Annotated in this window: 15 protein-coding genes; 8 read left to right on the forward strand and 7 right to left on the reverse strand. The window is 72.1% G+C overall.

What is annotated here, in order from left to right; genetic code table 11:
- Nucleotides 1-37: 37 nt before the first annotated feature.
- On the reverse strand, nucleotides 38-1363 hold the full coding sequence (gene glyA / locus ACFRFH_RS01210; RefSeq protein ID WP_382461206.1) for a serine hydroxymethyltransferase: 1326 nt from the start codon (nucleotides 1361-1363) through the stop codon (nucleotides 38-40).
- Nucleotides 1364-1649: 286 nt separating this feature from the next.
- Here glyA and ACFRFH_RS01215 point away from each other — a divergent pair, with 286 nt between their 5' ends.
- Nucleotides 1650-3161, forward strand: coding sequence for a family 20 glycosylhydrolase (locus tag ACFRFH_RS01215; RefSeq protein ID WP_382461207.1), 1512 nt, complete (start codon nucleotides 1650-1652; stop codon nucleotides 3159-3161).
- A 95-nt stretch (nucleotides 3162-3256) separates the two neighbouring features.
- Here ACFRFH_RS01215 and ACFRFH_RS01220 read toward each other — a convergent pair whose 3' ends face one another.
- Nucleotides 3257-3886: a hypothetical protein gene (locus ACFRFH_RS01220; RefSeq protein ID WP_382461208.1), complete on the reverse strand. Its 630-nt coding sequence runs from the start codon at nucleotides 3884-3886 to the stop codon at nucleotides 3257-3259.
- Nucleotides 3887-3937: 51 nt separating this feature from the next.
- Nucleotides 3938-5746: a DUF4012 domain-containing protein gene (locus tag ACFRFH_RS01225; protein WP_382461209.1), complete on the reverse strand. Its 1809-nt coding sequence runs from the start codon at nucleotides 5744-5746 to the stop codon at nucleotides 3938-3940.
- Nucleotides 5747-5939: 193 nt separating this feature from the next.
- On the opposite strand from ACFRFH_RS01225, the gene ACFRFH_RS01230 reads away from it, so the two are divergent.
- A complete protein-coding gene (locus tag ACFRFH_RS01230) occupies nucleotides 5940-8354 on the forward strand; it encodes a LuxR C-terminal-related transcriptional regulator (protein ID WP_382461210.1) in 2415 nt (804 codons plus the stop codon).
- 11 nt (nucleotides 8355-8365) lie between these two features.
- Here the strand turns inward: ACFRFH_RS01230 and ACFRFH_RS01235 are convergent, their stop codons facing one another.
- The 4 genes from ACFRFH_RS01235 to ACFRFH_RS01250 form a co-directional block, all read right to left on the reverse strand.
- Nucleotides 8366-9610, reverse strand: coding sequence for a mannosyltransferase family protein (locus tag ACFRFH_RS01235; RefSeq protein WP_382461211.1), 1245 nt, complete (start codon nucleotides 9608-9610; stop codon nucleotides 8366-8368).
- Nucleotides 9611-9717: 107 nt separating this feature from the next.
- Nucleotides 9718-10614 (reverse strand): carbohydrate ABC transporter permease, encoded by an 897-nt coding sequence (locus ACFRFH_RS01240; RefSeq protein ID WP_382461212.1) that lies wholly within the window; start codon nucleotides 10612-10614, stop codon nucleotides 9718-9720.
- The gene (locus ACFRFH_RS01245; protein WP_382461213.1) at nucleotides 10611-11567 is read right to left on the reverse strand and encodes a carbohydrate ABC transporter permease; all 957 of its coding nucleotides are present in this window, start codon (nucleotides 11565-11567) and stop codon (nucleotides 10611-10613) included. Before ACFRFH_RS01245 ends, ACFRFH_RS01240 begins: the two co-directional genes overlap by 4 nt.
- 7 nt (nucleotides 11568-11574) lie before the next feature.
- Complete coding sequence (locus ACFRFH_RS01250; protein WP_382461214.1) at nucleotides 11575-12816, reverse strand: extracellular solute-binding protein; 1242 nt, start codon at nucleotides 12814-12816, stop codon at nucleotides 11575-11577.
- A 316-nt stretch (nucleotides 12817-13132) separates the two neighbouring features.
- On the opposite strand from ACFRFH_RS01250, the gene ACFRFH_RS01255 reads away from it, so the two are divergent.
- The 6 genes from ACFRFH_RS01255 to nagA are packed head-to-tail and all read left to right on the forward strand — an operon-like array spanning nucleotide 13133 to nucleotide 18753.
- Nucleotides 13133-14038: an SIS domain-containing protein gene (locus ACFRFH_RS01255; protein WP_382461215.1), complete on the forward strand. Its 906-nt coding sequence runs from the start codon at nucleotides 13133-13135 to the stop codon at nucleotides 14036-14038.
- Nucleotides 14035-15009: an ROK family protein gene (locus ACFRFH_RS01260; RefSeq protein WP_382461216.1), complete on the forward strand. Its 975-nt coding sequence runs from the start codon at nucleotides 14035-14037 to the stop codon at nucleotides 15007-15009. Before ACFRFH_RS01255 ends, ACFRFH_RS01260 begins: the two co-directional genes overlap by 4 nt.
- Complete coding sequence (locus ACFRFH_RS01265) at nucleotides 15006-15914, forward strand: 1-phosphofructokinase family hexose kinase (RefSeq protein ID WP_382461217.1); 909 nt, start codon at nucleotides 15006-15008, stop codon at nucleotides 15912-15914. The genes ACFRFH_RS01260 and ACFRFH_RS01265 overlap by 4 nt, the downstream gene beginning before the upstream one ends.
- Nucleotides 15915-15941: 27 nt before the next feature.
- Nucleotides 15942-16814, forward strand: a complete 873-nt coding sequence (locus tag ACFRFH_RS01270; RefSeq protein WP_382461218.1) for a ketose-bisphosphate aldolase — start codon at nucleotides 15942-15944, stop codon at nucleotides 16812-16814.
- The gene (locus ACFRFH_RS01275) at nucleotides 16811-17596 is read left to right on the forward strand and encodes a DeoR/GlpR family DNA-binding transcription regulator (RefSeq protein WP_185276578.1); all 786 of its coding nucleotides are present in this window, start codon (nucleotides 16811-16813) and stop codon (nucleotides 17594-17596) included. Before ACFRFH_RS01270 ends, ACFRFH_RS01275 begins: the two co-directional genes overlap by 4 nt.
- Nucleotides 17593-18753 carry an N-acetylglucosamine-6-phosphate deacetylase gene (gene nagA / locus ACFRFH_RS01280; RefSeq protein ID WP_382461219.1) on the forward strand — a complete coding sequence of 387 codons (1161 nt, stop codon included), beginning with the start codon at nucleotides 17593-17595 and terminating at the stop codon, nucleotides 18751-18753. The genes ACFRFH_RS01275 and nagA overlap by 4 nt, the downstream gene beginning before the upstream one ends.
- Nucleotides 18754-18774: the final 21 nt, after the last annotated feature.

An 18774-nucleotide genomic window follows, 5' to 3' on the forward strand; every position in this document is an offset into this window, starting at 1 on the left:
CCGTGCACAACTCCGGAACGGATGGAGTGGGAGTGCGCTAGATCGAGGACGGGAGCTCGACGGGGAAGCCCTCCTGGCCGGACGGGGTGAGGCCGGGGTAGAGCGGGAACGCGGCAGTGAGCACGTCGACGCGGGCGCGCAGCGCCTTGGTGTCGGCGCCGGGACGCAGCGCGAGCGCGATGATGTCGGCCACCTCGGTGAACTCGGTGTCGCCGAAGCCGCGGGTCGCGAGCGCCGGCGTGCCGATCCGGAGGCCGGAGGTCACCATCGGCGGGCGCGGGTCGAACGGCACCGCGTTGCGGTTGACGGTGATGCCGACCTCGTGGAGGACGTCCTCCGCCTGCTGGCCGTCGAGCTCCGAGTGGCGGAGGTCGGCGAGCACGAGGTGCACGTCGGTGCCGCCGGTGAGCACGTCGACGCCCACGGCCTTCGAGTCGTCGGCGGTGAGGCGCTCGGCGAGCAGCTTCGCGCCGCGGATCGTGCGCTCCTGGCGGTCCTTGAACTCCTCGGTCGCGGCGAGCTTGAACGCGGTCGCCTTGGCGGCGATGACGTGCATGAGCGGGCCGCCCTGCTGGCCGGGGAACACGTTCGAGTTGAGCTTCTTGGCGAGCTCCATGTCGCGGCTGACGATGAAGCCGGAGCGCGGACCGCCGATGGTCTTGTGCACGGTCGAGCTGACGACATCGGCGTACGGCACGGGCGACGGGTGCAGGCCGGCGGCCACGAGGCCGGCGAAGTGCGCCATATCCACCCAGAGCTTGGCGCCCACCTCGTCAGCGATCTCGCGGAACGCGGCGAAGTCGAGCTGGCGCGGGTACGCCGACCAGCCGGCGATGATGACCTGCGGCTTGTGCTCGATGGCCTTGTCGCGCACGACGTTCATGTCGACGGTGAAGGACTCCGGGTCGACGCCGTAGGCGACCGCGTTGTAGAGCTTGCCGGAGAAGTTGAGCTTCATCCCGTGGGTCAGGTGGCCGCCGTGGGCGAGCTCCAGGCCGAGGATGGTGTCGCCGGGGGTGGCGATGGCCGACAGGACGGCCGCGTTCGCGGACGCGCCGGAGTGCGGCTGGACGTTGGCGTACTCGGCGCCGAACAGGCTCTTGGCCCGGTCGATCGCCAGCTGCTCGGCGATGTCGACGTACTCGCAGCCGCCGTAGTAGCGGCGGCCCGGGTAGCCCTCGGCGTACTTGTTCGTCAGCACGGAGCCGACGGCTTCGAGAACGGCGCGCGGCACGAAGTTCTCCGAGGCGATCATCTCGAGGTAGTCGCGCTGGCGGCCGAGCTCGAGCTGCAGCACCTCCGCGATCTCGGGATCGACCTCCGCCAGCGGGGCGGTGAAGGTGGAGGGAAGGGTGTCGGTCACTATCGGCTCCTTGAAAAAAGGGATGGACAATCGTTGTGCATCGACCCAGGCGCGCGGCCGAATCCATCCGTTCGTTCGAGGTAACCGTTGTCGCTCCCCGATGGTGACCATCTGAGCGCCAGTCGCGACGTGAGCAAGCATAGCAAAGGGGCGTCGACCCGTCCCGCGCTCATCCGCTGGAGGCCTTGCTGATTTGTTCGGAGGGCTGCGATACTCGCTGGTGGCCGTCCCGCGGGTGGGCAGTGTCGGCCGAACCCCGAATCCCCTGACGTGGTTAGGAACATCCGTGGTCGTGCCTCGCCCTGCAGCGCTCGAGAACACGGGCGACGCGCCCTTCACGCTCCTCCCCGGCGCCAGGATCATCGTCGCGGGGCCAGGCGCCGACGCGGTCGGCCGGCTGCTGCACCTCGAGCTCGCCACGGACTGCCGGCGCGAGCTCGCCGTCGTCCACGAGCCTCCGGCGTTCGGGGACATCGCGATCGTGATCGCGGACGACGAGGGGCCCGCCGGGCACCCGGCCGAGGGCTACACGCTGGAGGTCGCGGCCGAGGGCGTTCGGATCGGCGCGGCCACCGCGGCCGGCGCGTTCTGGGGCGTTCAGACGCTGCGCCAGCTCGTCCCTGCCGAGTGCGAGGGCGACCCGCTGACGGTCGAGGCGATCCGGATCAGCGACCACCCGCGCTTCGCCTACCGTGGCGCCATGCTGGACGTCGCGCGGCACTTCTTCCCGGTTGCGGACGTCAAGCGGTTCATCGACGCGATCGTCCTGCTGAAGGTCAACCACCTCCACCTCCACCTGACCGACGACCAGGGCTGGCGCCTGGATATCCCCGGGTGGCCGGAGCTGACGCGCATCGGCGGCTCCACGGGCAGCGACGGCAGCCGGGGCGGCTTCTACACCGCAGACGACTTCCGCGAGCTGGTCGCCTACGCGGCCGAGCGGCACGTCACGATCGTCCCCGAACTGGACATGCCGGGGCACACGAACGCGGCGCTCGCCTCCTACCCTGAGCTCAACCCGGACGGCGTCGCACCCGAGCTTTACACCGGGTCGGAGGTCGGCTTCAGCACGCTGCGGACCGGCGACCCGGTCACGGACGGCTTCGTGCGCGACGTGATCCGCGCGGTCGCGGCCCTCACGCCCGGCCCGTACCTCCACATCGGCGGCGACGAGTGCCTCAGCACCCCGGAGGCGGACTTCCAGGCGTTCGTGCGGCGGGCTGCGGAGCTCGTCGCCGAGGCCGGCAAGATCCCGGTCGGCTGGCACGAGATGGGCCGCGCGGCGGGCCTCCCCGCGGGAACGGTCGGGCAGTACTGGTCGTTCCGCGTCCCGCGCGGCGACGCCGCCGCCGAGACGCTGGCGTTCGTCCGCGGCGGTGGTGACGTGATCATGTCACCGGCCGACGTCGCCTACCTCGACATCGTGTACGAGGAGGGCGACCCGATCGGTCAGGACTGGGCGGACGGCCCGACGGATCTGCGCAGCGCGTACGAGTGGGACCCCGCCCGGATCGTGCCGGGGCTGGGCGACGCGCACATCCTCGGCGTCGAGGCCCCGGTGTGGACGGAGACGATCACGACGATCGACGAGGTCGAGCGGATGGTGTTCCCCCGCCTCGCGGCCGTCGCCGAGATCGGCTGGTCGGAGGCTCCCGCGGACACGGCCGAGGTGGAGTCGACGCGCGACTTCGATGAGTTCGCCGCCCGGGTCGCCCGGCTCGCCGAGCACTGGGACGCGCTGGGGACGTCGTACCGCCGCGTCGCGGAGGTGCCGTGGCCGGAGGACGCGACGAGCTGAGCCGTCCTGCGCACCGACGCGAGAGGAGCCGGTGACCCCGTGAGGTCACCGGCTCCGCTCATTCGGCGAGCGTCAGGCTCACCGGGTCGCGATCGTCACGCGGCAGCGGTCTCGACGCTGCGGCGACGACGGCGCACGACCAGCAGGACGACGCCCGCGCCGACCAGGAGCGCGGCCGAGCCGGCGATTCCTGCGATCGCGATGTCCGAACCGGTCATCGCGAGGCCGCCGTTCGAGCCGTTTCCGGCACCACCGTTCGAACCGTTTCCGGCACCGCCGTTGCCGTTGCCGTTGTCGTCGCCCGGAGGGATTACCGGGTTCACGACCGAGATGTCGAACGACTCCCAGACCGTGCCGTCGGCACGCAGGACCCGGTAGGTGTAGTTCGCGCCCGCCTGAGAGGGGATGACGAACGCGAAGGTGTGCGAGCCGTCGTCCTCGGCCGTCGCGTTGAACTGCCCGACCGTCGGCGTGACCGGGGCGGTGCGCAGCGACGCGGTGGTCGCGGTGTGCCCGTTCACGCCGGTGAGGGTGTGCGTCAGGGTCTCGCCCGGGAGGTAGGCGGTCGCTGGAGCGGTGTACGTGACCGTCTCGCCCGGGGCGGCGGTGTACTTGTCGAGCGAGCCGTGCACCCCATCGCCCGGCGGGTAGTCCGCGTGGGCTGCCGCCGCGGGCGCGAGCGCCAGCGCAAGGGCGACGAGGCCGCCGAACAGTTTCTTCTTCATGGGTTCTCCTTCGTAGGGGATGGGTGTCACTGGCCGACCGGAGCGGTTCGGTCAGCCACAGGTCCCGGGCTCGGCGAAGTGCTCGAACTCGGTGGCGGTGGGGGTCGCGACGACGCGGTCGACGGTCGGCGACCGGGTGGGCAGGGCGACGAACTCGGCGACGACGACCGAGACAGCGCCAGGAGCGAGGTCCACCTGGACGACGGACACCGGATGGCCGTCGATCATCCGGGAGAGGGCGGTGACCTCTGCGCCGTCGACCGTCAGCCGCTGCGGGCGGAGGCTGTCGGTCCCGGCGAACTGCACCATCGTCCGGATGTGTCCGGCCGGGAGGCCGGGCACGCCGTACCCGGTCACGACCCAGGGGAACGCGGCGATGTCCGCCGGCGCCGTGGAGGCGAGCGTCGCGGTGGCCGTGACGGTGCTGCCGACTTTCGTACTGTTCTTGGCCGGGGCGTGGCAGGTCGCGGTCACGGAGCCTTCGAGGTAGCTGTCCATCTTGCCGGCGGTCCCGTCGGCCAGGAACACGCCGACGGGCGCGCCGCGGTCGGTGAGCTGTGCGAGCGGTCCGGCGAGCGGGCCGCCGGCGATCTCGCGCTGCAGCGCGGTGTCGGCGAACCAGAGCGAGATCCGGCCCTCGTCCACGGCCGTGCCCAGCGCCTTCAGCACCGCGACGATGCCGGTCCCCGAGCCGAAGAGCTTGTCGAACATGGCGCGCGTGAGCTCGCCGAAGAACACGTCCTGCTCGTCGCGGCTCTCGATCTCGAGGTAGACGTCCCGCAACAGGACACGCGAGGCGTTCTCGCTGTTCAGCTCGCGCCCGGCGACGGTGATCGGACCGGTCGCCGCCAGCAGCAGCCCGATCGTCGCGGTGTCGATGGACACGACCCCGTCGAGCTCCTGACCGAGAGCCGCGCGCCAGTGCGCGGCCGTGAGCTCGCCGCTCCGGACGAAGTCGGGCGTGAGGTTGACGTTCTGGATGTACTCGCCGAGCTGGGGCCCGTACAGCGCCCGCTCCTCCGGACTCACCGCGAGCCCGGCCCCCGCTGCCGGGTTGAGCTGATCGGGGATGAGCTGCTGCCCCAGCTCGATGCGTCCGCCGTCGGCGGTCAGCGCCGAGACGGCCCCCGCGATCCCGCCGGTCGTCCGGAGCTCGGCGTTGTTGTTGAACAGCAGCGCGTAGTTCTTCGCACCGTTCGCGCCGGTCGCGGCAGGGAGGACGCGCGCGGCGACTGACAGCGAGGAGACGGTGCGGTGGAGGCTGTCGACCAGGCCCTCGGCCTTCTTGACGCCGGAGGCGAGCTGCGGCACGAGCGGGCCCGCCGAGGCCTCGCGCAGCGTCGTGCGGCCGCGCTCTAGCGCGCGTTCCGCTGTGCGGAGGCGGGTCGCCGTGCCCGCGACGGCGCCGGTGTCGACCGTGCGGTCCGCGAGCGACACGGCGGTCTCCAGCGTGGCGAGGTCGGCCACGACGGGAGCCAGTCCGCCGTCGACGGTCTCGTGGAGCGCTTCGACCGTGAGCCGGTAGGAGCGGAGGTTCGCCCCGGCGAACGGGAGGTACTCGGACGCGCGCCACACGACATCGCCCGTCAGGCCCTTGGCGTCGTCGAGGCGGTCGCCCACCGCGCGGAGCCGGTCGACGCGGGAGGCGGCCGACACCGGGTCCGCCGCGACGGCGGCGACGGTCGCCGTGGCCTCGGCGCGGGCGGCCGACACCTGACCGTAGGAGATGGCCGCTCTGATGCCCACCCAGGCGGCGCACACCACGACGACGAGGGCGACGGCGCCGAGCGAGATCAGCACGACACGCGTGACGCGTGCGCGCTCGGCCGCTCTCGCACGGCGGCGCGATCGACCGCTCATAGGCCCTGACTCCCTTTCGACATTGGGAACCATGCTGTCGTCGGTAACGGGGCTGCCCACTGTCGATCCGGGGATTTACGTGCGGATCGGTCGATGTTCCGTGCCGTTCACCCGGTCTTACGTGGAGCGCCTTACATCTTGCGTATTACCGTTGGGCTGCAGCAGTTCACCGCACGTCCCCTGGAGCCACCCGATGATCGATCCCCGCGCCGCGGACTCCGCTCCGCTCGCCGGCAGGGACCGGGTCCTGACCCTCGTGCGCGAGCTCCTGTTCTCCAGCGACGCGGACGTCGACCTCGTCGGTCCGCGCCTGAGCGGGCGCTCGACCGTCGTCGACGCGGTGGCGTCGTCGGCGGCCGACGCGCGCAGGACGGTCGTGCGCGTGAACGGCGTCCGGTCGCTGCGCGAGAGCCCGCTCGCCGCCCTCCACGCGGCAGGGCTCGGGGTGCTGACGTCCCCGGAGCGCCGCACGGCGTCCGCCCTCCAACAGGCGATCGACGCCCTGACGACCGCCATCGGGTCCGGCACGGCAGCGCTCCTCGTGGACGACGCCGACCTCCTCGACGACGCGTCCACCGGAGCGATCGACGCCGTGCGCCGCGCGACGCGCACGCCGCTGCTGCGCACCCGCGCGCGGCGGGACGAGGGGCCGTCGACGGCGTACGTCGTGGAACTGGTGCCGCTCGACTACGAGGAGCTCCGGTCGGTCGTGGCCGAGCGGCTCGGCGGTCCGGTCGACGCAGGCGCGATGAGCCGCGTGTACGCGCTGTGCGGTGGCAATGTCGGCCTCGCGCTCGCGCTCGCGGAGCTCGCTGTGCTGGAGGGCCGGCTGGCCAGGGCCTCCGGCGCGTGGTCCGCGACGGGAGAGCTGTGGAGCAGAGCGCTCCGCGGCGCCCTCGAAGCGCAAATCTCCGGGCTCTCCCCAGCCGAGCGCGGCGCGCTGGAGCGGATCGCCGTGACCGGCGTGGGCGACGTGGCGTCGACGCGCGGGCTGGTCGACCCCGCCGCCCTGGACGGCCTCGCCGCGGCCGGGGTCCTCCGGATCGTGCCGCACTGCGGGCGCAGGCTCCTCGCCCTCGATCCCCCGGTGCTCGCCGACCACCTGCGCGACCGGGCCCAGGTGGACGCCCCGACCACCGACGCCGCGTTCGTGCAGCTCGTGCACGCGGCGGCCGACGCCCGCCGCGCGGAGGCGTCGCGGGCGTGGCATGCCGCGCCTTCGCCGGGATCGGCGCTCGTCCTCGCGCGCGCCCTGATGGCCGACACCGGGATGACGCCGGGCTCGGCCGCCGAGCTCGACCGGGTGCTGGCTGCGTCAGCCGTCCTGCCGGGCGACCCGCTGGATGCGGCCGAGTTGGCCGTCCTCCGCGCGCGCCGATCGCTGGCCGCCGGCGCGGAGCTCGCCGCGGCGCTCGCGGCCCTGCGAACGGAGGTCGCCGGGCTCGGCGCCTTCGCACGGCTCGCGGACGCCGCCGCGGTGCTGCTCGCCGTCGAGATCGGGGCAGAGCCGGCCGTTCCCGAGGAGCTCCTGCGCGACGACAGCGACCTCCCGCCGCCCGTGCGGTCCCGGCTGATGGAGGCCTCCCGGGCCGTCGCGCTCCGCTGCGGGCGCTTCGAGGACGCCGTCCGTCACCTCGACGAGCTCGCCGCCCTGCCCGGCGCGGCCCCCGCGAGCGAGGCGGCCGCGCACGCCTACGCCCTCCTCGGCGTCGGACGGCACGCCGAGGCCGTCGCCTGGGCCGAACGCGGCGCCGCGTCGGCGCGCGACCGGCTCGACGCCGGAGCGGTGCGTGCGCACAGCGTCGCGCTCGGGCTGTGCCACCTGCTCGCCGACCGCCCGGCCGACGCCGCCGACGCGCTCGCGACGGCGTCGGCACTCGGCACGCCCGCGGTGCCCGGCGCCGCCGTCCAGGTCGCGCTCCACGTCCTCTCCGCCGTCATCGCGGTGCGCCGGGGCGACACCACGCTCGCCGAACGGGTCCGCGACGAGCTCGCCGCCGGCCTCCCGACGGCCTCGGACGGGAGCCCGCCGTCCGCGGTCGGCGCGGGCGTGCGCTGGATCGACGCCCAGCTCGCCGCCGGCAGGGGGCGGCCGGACGAGGCCGCGGAGCTGCTCCGGCGGCTCGCCTCGACCCTCGCGACCCACGGCGAGCTGCCCACGGCCGCGCTCGCACTGCTGACGTCGCTCGAGCACGCGCTCGACGACGCCGGGCTGGCGGAGGCACGCGCCCTCCTCGCTCGACAGCAGTCCGAGCTTCACGACGCACACCTCGCCTTCGTCCAGGCCCGCGCCGAGCCCGACGTCGCGGACCTGGGCGCGCTCGCGGAGCGTCTCGCCTCGAGCGGGAGGGCCGGCCCGGCCGCCGCGCTTCGACACCCCACGGGCGACGACGGCGGTGGCGGGTTCTTCTCGACGCCGATTGCGCTGACGGATCGCGAGCGCGAGATCACCCGGCTCGTGGCCGCCGGACTCAGCAACCCGGAGATCGCGTCCCGGCTCGTCCTCAGCGTCCGCACCGTGGAGAGCCACGTCAGCAGAGTGATGCGCAAGACCTCTGCGGCCAACCGCGGCGAGCTCGTCGCCGTCGCCCTCCGGCTCACGCCGTGAGCGGGGTCAGGTCACGGGTAGCCCACGAACCACAACAGCACGAGCGCCACGGGCTGCAGCGCGATCCCGGCCGCCAGCACGATCGTGCGAGCACGCCGGTTGTGGGTCAGCCCCGGCGCCCCGGCGAGCGGGGCCAGCGGCATGAGCAGCCGGAAGAGGCTCTGCTGCGGCAGGAAGACGGCGAACAGGTAGAGCGCGTAGCTGGCGGCGAAGGCGACCACTTCGGTGCCGAGCGCGCGGATGCCCGGCCGGTTCAGCAGCCACGCGTAGCCGCCGATCGCCGCGACGACGAGGAGGGCGCCCGCGACGCTCGCGTACCGCCAGGTGAAGAGGAACCACGGCGTCAGCGGCACGAAGGCGACCCGTCCGATGAAGCCGGTCCACCAGGAGAGCTCGGTCTCCACGTAGGCTCCTGGCGTGCCGGTGACGGTCGCCGCGATCAGCGGCCAGGCCAGCCCTGCCGCAGCGGTCACCGCCCCGGCGACGATCATCGCCACGCGCTCCCGGACGCCGAAGGTCTCCCGTCCCCGGCGCGCCCGCACCGCGCGGATCACGTACACGATCCCGAGGGTGAGCGGGAGCGCGAGCTCCCCCGGACGGGTGAACGCGGCCGCGACCCCGAACGGGATGACCATCCAGTACCGCCGCGTCATGGTCGCCAGCAGGGCCGCGAACAGCAGGAGGAAGAACAGACTCTCGGCGTACGCGATCTGCAGGACGAACGAGAGCGGGCCGAAGCAGAAGAACACGGCCGCCCAGAGTCCGCTGATCGAGCCGACGCGCGACGCCACGACCCGGTAGAGCACCAGGCTGGCCGCCGCCCCGCAGAGGACCGCGACGAGCACGCCCGCCGCCGGGAACCCGAGCCCGGTCGCCGACATGAGCGCGCGCACGATCAGCGGATACAGCGGGAGGAACGCCCATTCGTTCTGCTGCACGTCGCCGTCGGCGTCGACGGGCAGGGTCGTCGGGTAGCCGTGCTCGACGATGCGCCAGTAATAGGAGGCGTCCCAGGTGCCCGCGAAGCCCAGGAACGTCGGGTGCGTCTGCGGGCTGCCGCCCTCCCAGTGCATCGCGCCCGCGACGAGGTAGAGCGCGAGCAGGAGCAGCGTCGTCAGTACCCGGGAGGCCGCATAGACGCCGAGCACACCGGCCCACCAGGGCAGCTCCCAGCGGAAGAGCCGCACACGGGCGACCTCGGTCACGGGCCCGACGGGAACCGCCGGGTGCCGCGAACTCGTGATACCGGCCGTCATCGTCTCGATGCTACCGCGCGCCGATGCAGTGGTGCATCGGGGTGCATCGGGGCGCCCGCGTCGCGCCACACGCGCGGGCGCCCCAGCTCGGTCCGGCGACCCCAGCGCTATTTGACGCTGCCCGCCGTGAGGCCTCCGACCAGGCGTTTCTCGATCAGCGCGAACAGGATCACGACCGGGATGATCGCGACGACCGACACCGCGAACACGTACTGCCAGGCGGCGTCGTACTGGCCGACGAACTTGGTCAGCGCCACCGAGAGCGGCTGGTTGGCGTCGGTGGAGAGGATGACGAGGCTCGCCGCGAACTCGTTCCAGGAGGCGACGAACGTGTAGATGATCGCGGTGACGATGCCCGGCCAGACCAGCGGGAGCTGGACGCGCAGCAGCACCGTCCACTTCCCCGCGCCGTCGAGCTGGGCCGCCTCGTCGACCTCCTTGGGCACGCCCGCGAAGAACGTGTGCATGATCCAGATCGCGAAGGCGAGGTTGAATGCGGCGTTGACCAGGATCATCGCCAGCCAGGTGTCGTTGATCCCGAGCGCCACCATCTCCTTGAACAGGCCGGTCGCCAGCACCGTCGGCTGCAGCATCTGCGTGACGATCACCAGGAAGAGGAACACCCCGCGTCCCGGGAAGCGGAACCGCGCCGTGTAGTAGGCCGCCGGGACGCAGACCAGCAGCACCAGCACCGTCGCGAACACCGAGATGACGATGGTCGAGATCAGGTTGAGCGGCAACGGGGTCTCAGGGGTGGACCACATCGTGAGGTAGTTCTCGGGATGCCACTGCGTCGGGAAGTAGGTCGGCGGGACGGTGAGGATGTTGTCCCTGCTCTTGAACGAGCCGACCAGCATGATCAGGTAGGGCGCGATGAAGACCAGCGCGATGACGACGCCGGCGATCACCTTGCCGGCGACGCGCCAGGAGAAGCCGGAGCGCGGGCGGCGGGGAGCCGGGACGGAGGGGCGCGCTCCGGCGAGCGCGGGGGCGGGCGCGGTCACGAGACCTCCTTCATCGGCTTCACGATCCACAGGTAGAGCGCGACGACGATCAGCACGATCAGGAAGTTGATCACGCTGAGCGCGCTCGACAGGTCGATGCGCTGCTCGTTCTGCAGCAGCTTGAACACGTAGGTGGTCGTCGTGTCGGCCTTGTAGCCGGGGATCGTCCCGGTCATCAGTTTGAGGATCGGCAGCGAGTTGAAGACGTTGATGATGTTGATGAGGCTGGCCAGCGCGATCGCGGGCCGCAGGTTGGGCAGCGTCACCCCGAAGTAGGAGCGCATCGCGCCCGCGCCGTCCACCTTCGCGGCCTCCAGCATGTCGCCGGGGATGCCCGCGAGCCCGGCCAGGATCGTGTAGGTCGTGAACGGCAGCGACACGAACACCGCGATGGCGATGGACGAGAGGAACGCCGGTACCGGCTCCTTGGTGAAGCCGAAGGGCTGCGCGAGCACATGGATGTCGACGAGGAACTTGTTGATGATCCCGTAGAACGGGTCGAGCCCGTAGACGAAGACGGTCGTCGTCATGACGACACTCGCCGCCCACGGGACGATGATCGCCATCCGCACCCAGCGCCGGCCGGGGAAGTTCTTGTCGAGGAACTGTGCGAGCGCGAGCGAGATCACCACGGTGATGACCACCACCGAGACGACCCAGATGACGGTGTTGAGGAGGATGCCCGGGATCTCCGGGCGCGAGAGCACCGTGACGTAGTTCTGCAGGCCGACCGATCCGTGGTCGACGCCGGCGACCGAGATCTTCCGCGTCGAGTTGAAGATCATGTAGCCCGCAGGGAACAGCACGATGCCGAAGATGAGGATGAGCGCCGGAAGCGTCCACGGCACGGCGTTCCACAGCGTGGTGGTGTTGCCGTGCCTGGCGCGAGGCGCCCCGCGACGGGGACGGCCGGTGGCCGCCCCCGTCGTGGTCGTTTCGATCGTCGAGGTCATGCCGCTGCTACTGGCCCGTGGCCTTCGACTGGATGGTCTTGAGCAGTGCTGCCGGATCGGCGCCCTGACCGAGCTGACCGATCTGGCTCTGGATGGCGCCTTGCGCAGCCGACCAGTCCTTGTTGGTGGACGGGTAGAACTTCGCGTTCGGCAGCAGGTCGAGGAACGGCTTGATGTCCGCGTTCGAGCCCATCGTGTCCGCGCCGGTCTTCGTGGTGGGCAGGAAGCCCTCCGCGCCGACCCACTTGGTGTAGACCGCCGGCGAGTAGAAGTAGTCCAGGAACTTCTTGATCGCCGGCCGGCGGTCGGTCTTGCTCTTGAACGCCATCAGGTGGTCGGCGACGCCGAGCGTGAAGGCCGAGCCGTCCTTGGTGGGGATCGGTGCGATCCCGTACTTCAGCGACGGGTTGTTCTGCTTGATCTGCCCGACGGTCGGCGGGAGGCCGACCTGCATGCCGAGCTTGCCCTGGATGAAGACGTTCATCAGCGGGGTGCGGTTGGTCGAACCGGGGTTCGCCTGGGTGAAGCCCTGGGTGATGATCTTCTGCATCTCGGTGGCGCCGGTGGTGTTCTCCGCGCTGTCGAGGGTGAGCGTCTTGGCGTCGCCGTAGCCTCCGCCCGCGCCGTAGAACCAGACGGCGGTCTCGGCCTGGGCCTCCTCGGAGCCGAGCGGCATCCCGTAGGGGGTGATCCCGGCGGCCTTGAGCTTGGCGGCGTCGGCCTCGAAGTCGGCCCACGTCTTGGGCGGGTCGGTGATGCCCGCCGTGGCGAAGTCGTCCTTGTTGTAGAACAGCGCCCGGGCGGAGGCGATGAAGGGAAGCCCCCACTGGGTGCCGTCGATGCTCGCGTTGTCCGTGAACGCCGGCTGGAAGTCGTCGATCGTCGAGGACGACACGATGTCCTTCGCCGGGTAGAGCAGGTCGTCCGCGGCGAAGCCGGCGAACGCGTCGATGTTCAGGATGTCCGGCTGCTTGCCGGCCTGGATGCGCGTCTTGATGACGTTGTTGATGTCCGTCCAGGACTCGACGTCGAGGTTGACCGTGATGTCCTTGTTCTTGGCCTCGAAGTCCTTGATGATCTGCTGCCACTCGGCCTTGGTGTTGTCCGAGTAACTGGCGACCATCAGGTTGAGGCTGTTGCTGCCACCGGCCGAGCCGCCCGAACCCCCGCCGAAGCCGCAGGACGCGAGCGTCAGGGTGGCGACCGTCGCCGTGGCGACGGCGGCCCCCCACCGCACTGACTTCTTCATCGACTCTCCTCACTCTCGATACGGATCACGGACCGTCGACGGATGTGGTGCGGATGCGCGACGGTGCGTATCTGGATGATGCTTCGTGATTTGTTTCATGCAGAAACAATCACTTGCACTCAATTGATGCTCGAATAATTGCGCATCCCCGGGGCGCGCGTCAAGGAACAGAACCCAGATCGTTACCGCGGCTTGACCGAAGACCCCTAGATCGGGATCCGATCAGGCATAAACGATCGAAAATGATTAGTTGACGGACTAAACGCTCATAAGTAATCATTGTCATGACCGAATCGACGGCGAACAGGAGCGAGCAGTGACGGACATCCCCCTCGGAGCGCACATGGAGGCCGAGCTGCGATCGCAGCCGGAGACCTGGGCCCGCGCGGCCGCCCTCCGGGAGGAGCAGGCGCTGCTCCCCGCGTCCGGCGAGCGCATCGCGGTCGTCGGCTGCGGCACGTCGTGGTTCATGGCGCAGTCGTACGCCGTGCTGCGCGAGTCCGCCGGCCACGGCCTCACCGATGCGTACGCGGCCTCGGAGGCGGTGATCGATCGCGACTACGACGCGATCGTCGCGATCAGCCGCTCCGGCACCACGACCGAGGTCATCGAGCTGATCGACGGCCTGCAAGGCCGCTCGCGCCGGCCGCGGACGATCGCGGTCGTCGGGGCGGCGGGCACACCGCTGCCCGACGTCGTGGACGACACCGTGCTGCTGCCCTTCGCCGACGAGACCTCCGTCGTGCAGACGCGCTTCGCGACGACGGCGCTGGCGCTGATGCGCGCCTCCCTCGGCCACGACCTGAGCGCCGCCATCGAGCAGGCCGCCGCCGCGATCGACGAGGACCTGGACGACGAGCTCCTGGGGGCCGACCAGTACAGCTTCCTCGGCGCCGGCTGGACCATCGGCCTGGCGCACGAGGCCGCCCTCAAGATGCGCGAGGCGTCCCAGTCGTGGACGGAGTCCTACCCGGCGAAGGAGTACCGGCACGGCCCGATCGCGATCGCCGCTCCCGGCCGGGTCACCTGGATGCTGGGTGAGGCCCCCGCCGGCCTCGCCCAGGACGTCGCCGCCACCGGCGCGCGGTACGAGGACGCGCCGATCGACGGCCTCGCCGACCTGGTCCGTGCGCAGCGCGTGGCCCTGGAGCGCGCCCGCCGCGCCGGACTCGACCCCGATCGTCCCCGCAACCTGACCCGTTCTGTCATCCTGACCTCGTGAACGCGCACGCTGACACCGACGACCGGCTCGGCTCCGGAGTCCCGGTGCTCGCCTTCGACGTCGGCGGCACCGATCTGAAGGCCGCACTGGTGGACTCCGCCGGCCGCATCGTCGAGCTGATCCGCCGGCCCACCCCGCTCGACGGCGAGCGCACCGGCGAGGCCGTCATCGCCGCGACCGCGGAGCTGGCCGCCGGGTTCCGGCGCGCGCATCCCGAGGTGGTCCCCGTCGCGGCGGGCCTGGTCGTTCCCGGGCATGTGGATGAGGCGACGGGTGTCGGCGTGTATTCGGAGAACCTCGGCTGGAACGACTTTCCGTTCCGCGACCGCGCGACGGAGGCGTACGGGATGCCGGTGTCGTTCAGCCACGACGTGCGCGCCGCGGGCGAGGCCGAGTACCGGCTGGGCGCGGCCGCGGGCTTCCGCGATGTTGTCGTGATGGCTATCGGCACCGGGATCGCCGGCGCCATCTTCATCGACGGCACCCTGTTCACCGGCGGCGGCATGGCCGGCGAGATGGGCCACTCCCGGGTCGCCGACGGCCCCGACTGCGCCTGCGGGAGCCGCGGGTGCCTGGAGGCCGTCGCCTCGGCCGCGGCGATCGCCCGCCGGTACACGGCGATCAGCGGCGTCCCGGTGGCCGGGTCGCGGGAGGTGCTGGAGCGTGCCCGCTCCGGCGATCCCGCCGCGCAACGGATCTGGGACTCGGCCCTCGACGCCCTCGCGCTCGACCTGTCGCACACCGTCGCGCTGCTCGCCCCCGAGGCCGTCGTGATCGGCGGCGGCCTCGCGCAGGCCGGCGACGAGCTCTTCGTGCCGCTGGCCCAGCGCCTCGACGCGCTCCTGACCTTCCAGCGGCGGCCGCAGCTGATCCCCGCCCGCATCGGCGAGGACGCCGGCGTGATCGGCGCCGCCCTGCGCGCACGGGAGCTCCCGGCCCCGGCGGCCGATGCCCTGAAGGCCGTCCGATGATCCTCACCGTCACCCCGAACCCCGCGATCGACCTCACCTATCGCGTCGCCGCACTGGAGCCGGGCGAGACGCACCGGGTCGCACCTCCGACGGCGCGGGCGGGCGGCAAGGGCCTGAACGTCGCGCGGGTGATCGGGCAGACCGGCGGCGCTTCGTTCGTCCTGACGACCGCGGGGGGCGCGTCCGGGCTGCGCCTGGCCGACGACCTCGAAGCGAGCGGACTGCCGTCCGAGCTGATCCCGGTGGCCGCGCCGACCCGCAGCAGCGTCGCGATCGTGGACGAGGGCTCCGGTGTCGCGACGATCTTCAACGAGACCGGCGCCGGGCTCTCCCCCGCCGAGTGGACCGCGCTGCGGGAGGCCGTCGAACGCCTCGCCGTGCCGGCGACCGCGATCGTCGGGTCGGGCAGCCTCCCGCCCGGCGCACCCGAGAGCATCTACGCCGACCTCGTCGAGGTCGCCAGGCGGCGCGGCATCCCGAGCATCGTCGACGCGAGCGGAACGGCCCTCCTCGCCGCCGCCGAGGCGGGAGCCGACGTGCTCAAGCCCAACCGCCGCGAGCTGGCCGACACGGTCGGCTCGGACGACCCGGTCGCGGGCGCCCGCGTGCTGCTGTCGGCCGGAGCCGGGCTGGTGCTCGTCTCGCTCGGCGCCGACGGGATGCTCGCCGTCGGCGCGAGCCGCACCTGGTCCGCCCGGCTGCCCCGGCCCCTCGCCGGCAACGCGACAGGAGCCGGAGACGCGGCTGTCGCCGCCATCGCGACGGCGCTGGGCGCGGGCACGACCGATCCCGCCGTCCTCGTCCGCCGGGCGACCGCCTGGTCGGCCGCCGCCGTCGTCGCCCCACTCGCGGGCGAGCTCGACCCCGCCTACCCGGAGTACGAGGCCCGCCTCGTGACCTCCTGAACCACCCACACTGACCCGGAGCCCCGCATGCCTCTCGTCCCCACGCTCGACCTCCTGCACGGAGCTGTCGCCGCACACACCGGCGTGGCCGCCTTCAACGTCATCCACCTGGAGACCGCGGAGGCGCTGGTGTCGGCCGCCGAGGAGACGCGCCGCCCCGTCATCCTGCAGATCTCGCAGAACTGCGCCGACTACCACGGCGGCCTCGACCCGATCGCCCGGGGGACGCTCGCCCTCGCCGCGGACTCGTCCGCCCACGTCGCCGTCCACCTCGACCACGCGGAGGACGCCGCGCTGACCCGGCAGGCCGTCGACCTCGGCTTCGGCTCGGTCATGTTCGACGGCTCGATGCTCCCCTACGACGACAACGTGGCCGCGACCGTGCGGGTCGTCGAGTACGCGCACGCCAACGAGGTCTCGGTGGAGGCCGAGCTCGGCGAGATCGGCGGGAAGGACGGCGCGCACGCGCCCGGCGCCCGCACCGACCCCGTGGAGGCCCGCCGGTTCGTGACCGAGACGGGCGTCGACGCGCTGGCCGTCGCCGTCGGCAGCTCGCACGCGATGACCGAGCGGACCGCCCTGCTCGACCTCGATCTCATCGCCTCGCTCCGACACGCCGTGCACGTTCCGCTGGTCCTGCACGGCTCCAGCGGGGTCGCGGATGAGACGATCGAGGCGGCGATCCGCTCCGGCATCACCAAGGTCAACGTCTCCACCCACCTGAACCGCTTCTTCACCGACGCGATCCGCGCCTACCTGCGCGCGAATCCGGAGGTCGTGGACTCCCGGCGGTACGTGCGGGAGGGGCGTGCGGCCGTGGCGGCGGAGGCGGCGCGCCTGATGACCCTGTTCGACGTCGCCGCCGGCGCGGCGAGCGGAACGGAGACTGCACAGCGATGAACAGAGCGGAACGGCTGAACGCCGTCCTCGACCTCCTGGCCGAGTCGGGCCAGGTGGAGGTGGAGGACATCGTGGCGAAGCTCGACGTGTCGGCCGCGACCGCGCGGCGCGACCTGGACGCCCTGGCGTCGCAGCAGTTGCTGACGCGCACCCGCGGCGGAGCAGTCGGCCAGTCGGTCGCCTACGACCTCCCGATCCGCTACAAGCGCGAGCAGCACGCGCCCGAGAAGCTGCGGATCGCGCAGGCGGCGAGCGCGCTCGTGCCGCGCGGCGCGGTCGTCGGCCTCTGCGGCGGCACGACGAGCACCGCGGTGGCGACCGTGCTCGGGTCGCGGCCCGACCTCATGGAGCCGTCGCCGCATCCCAACCTCACCGTGGTCACCAACGCCATCAACATCGCGGCCCAGCTCGTGATGCGCCCGCAGATCAAGACGGTCGTCACGGGCGGCGTCGTGCACGCGCGCTCGTACGAGCTGGTCGGCCCGTACAGCGACGTCGTGCTGGAGAAGATCACGATGGACATCGCCTTCATCGGCGTCAACGGGATCGACCCGCTGGTCGGCGCGACGGTGCACGACGAAGGCGAGGCGAGCGTCAACTCGCTCATGGCCCGCCGGGCGACGCGCGCTGTGGTCGTCGCGGACTCCAGCAAGATCGGCCGCAAGGCGTTCGCGACCCTCGGCGGCCCGAAGCTGCTCACCACCCTCATCACCGACGACGGCATCACGGCCGAGCAGCGGGCGGCGTTCGTGGAGGCCGGCTTCGAGGTCATCGTCGCGTGAGCCGGCACGTCATCCACTCCGCCCGCCTCGTCGGCGAGGGCCGCACGACCCGCGACGCCTGGGTGCTGTTCGACGGCGAGCGCGTCGCCGCGACCGGCGTCGGGGACGGCTGGGTCGCGGCGGTCGCGGGCGATCCTTCCGCCGTCGTCACGGACGCCGACGGCGGCTGGCTGACCCCGGGCTTCATCGACCTGCACGGCCACGGCGGCGGCGGGGCGGCGTTCGACGACGGCGCTGACGCGATCCGCACGGGGATGGCCCTACACCAGCGCCACGGCACGACGCGCTTTGTGGTCTCGCTGGTGACGGCGACGGTCGCCGAGCTGGCCGAGCGTGTGCGCGGCGTGGCCGCACTGGCGGCGGACGACCCGCGCGTCCTCGGCTCGCACCTGGAGGGCCCCTTCCTCGACCTCGCGCACAAGGGCGCGCACGACCCGGCGCTGCTGCGCTCGGCGATGCCCGCCGACATCGCGCTGCTGCTCGACGCCGCGGCCGGCACCCTCCGCCAGGTCACCCTCGCCCCCGAGCTGCCCGGCGGGATGGACGCGGTGCGCGCGTTCGCCGCGGCCGGCGTCGCCGTCGCGGTCGGCCACACCGGCGCCGACTACGACCAGGCCCGCGCGGCGTTCGACGCGGGCGCCACCATCCTGACGCATGCCTTCAACGGCATGGACGGCATCTACCACCGCGCGCCCGGCCCGGTCGCGGCCGCCACGCGCACCGCGGGGGTGACGGTGGAGGTCATCAACGACGGCATCCATGTGCACCCGGAGGTGGTCAGGATGGCGTTCGCCTCCGCTCCGGGCCGCATCGCGCTGATCACGGACGCGATGGCGGCGGCCGGCGAGGCCGACGGCGACTACCTGCTCGGCGCCCTCCGCGTGCAGGTGCGCGACGGTGTCGCCCGCCTGGCCGAGGGCGGCTCGATCGCCGGCTCCACGCTGACCCAGGACGACGCGCTGCGCCGCGCGGTGCGCGAGGTCGGCGTGACGGTCGAGGAGGCCGTCCGCGCGCTCACCGAGACGCCCGCCGCCGCGATCGGCCGCGGTGCCGACCTGGGCCGCCTCGCGCCGGGGTACGCGGCGGACGCCGTACTGCTGGACGATGACTTCCAGGTGCTGCAGGTGTGGACGGCTGGAGCTCCGGTCCCGCGCTAGGACGTCAACGGCTCACCCGCA

The organism is Leifsonia sp. NPDC056824 (genome assembly GCF_042789575.1).
In the GTDB taxonomy this organism is placed as follows: Bacteria; Actinomycetota; Actinomycetes; order Actinomycetales; family Microbacteriaceae; genus Leifsonia.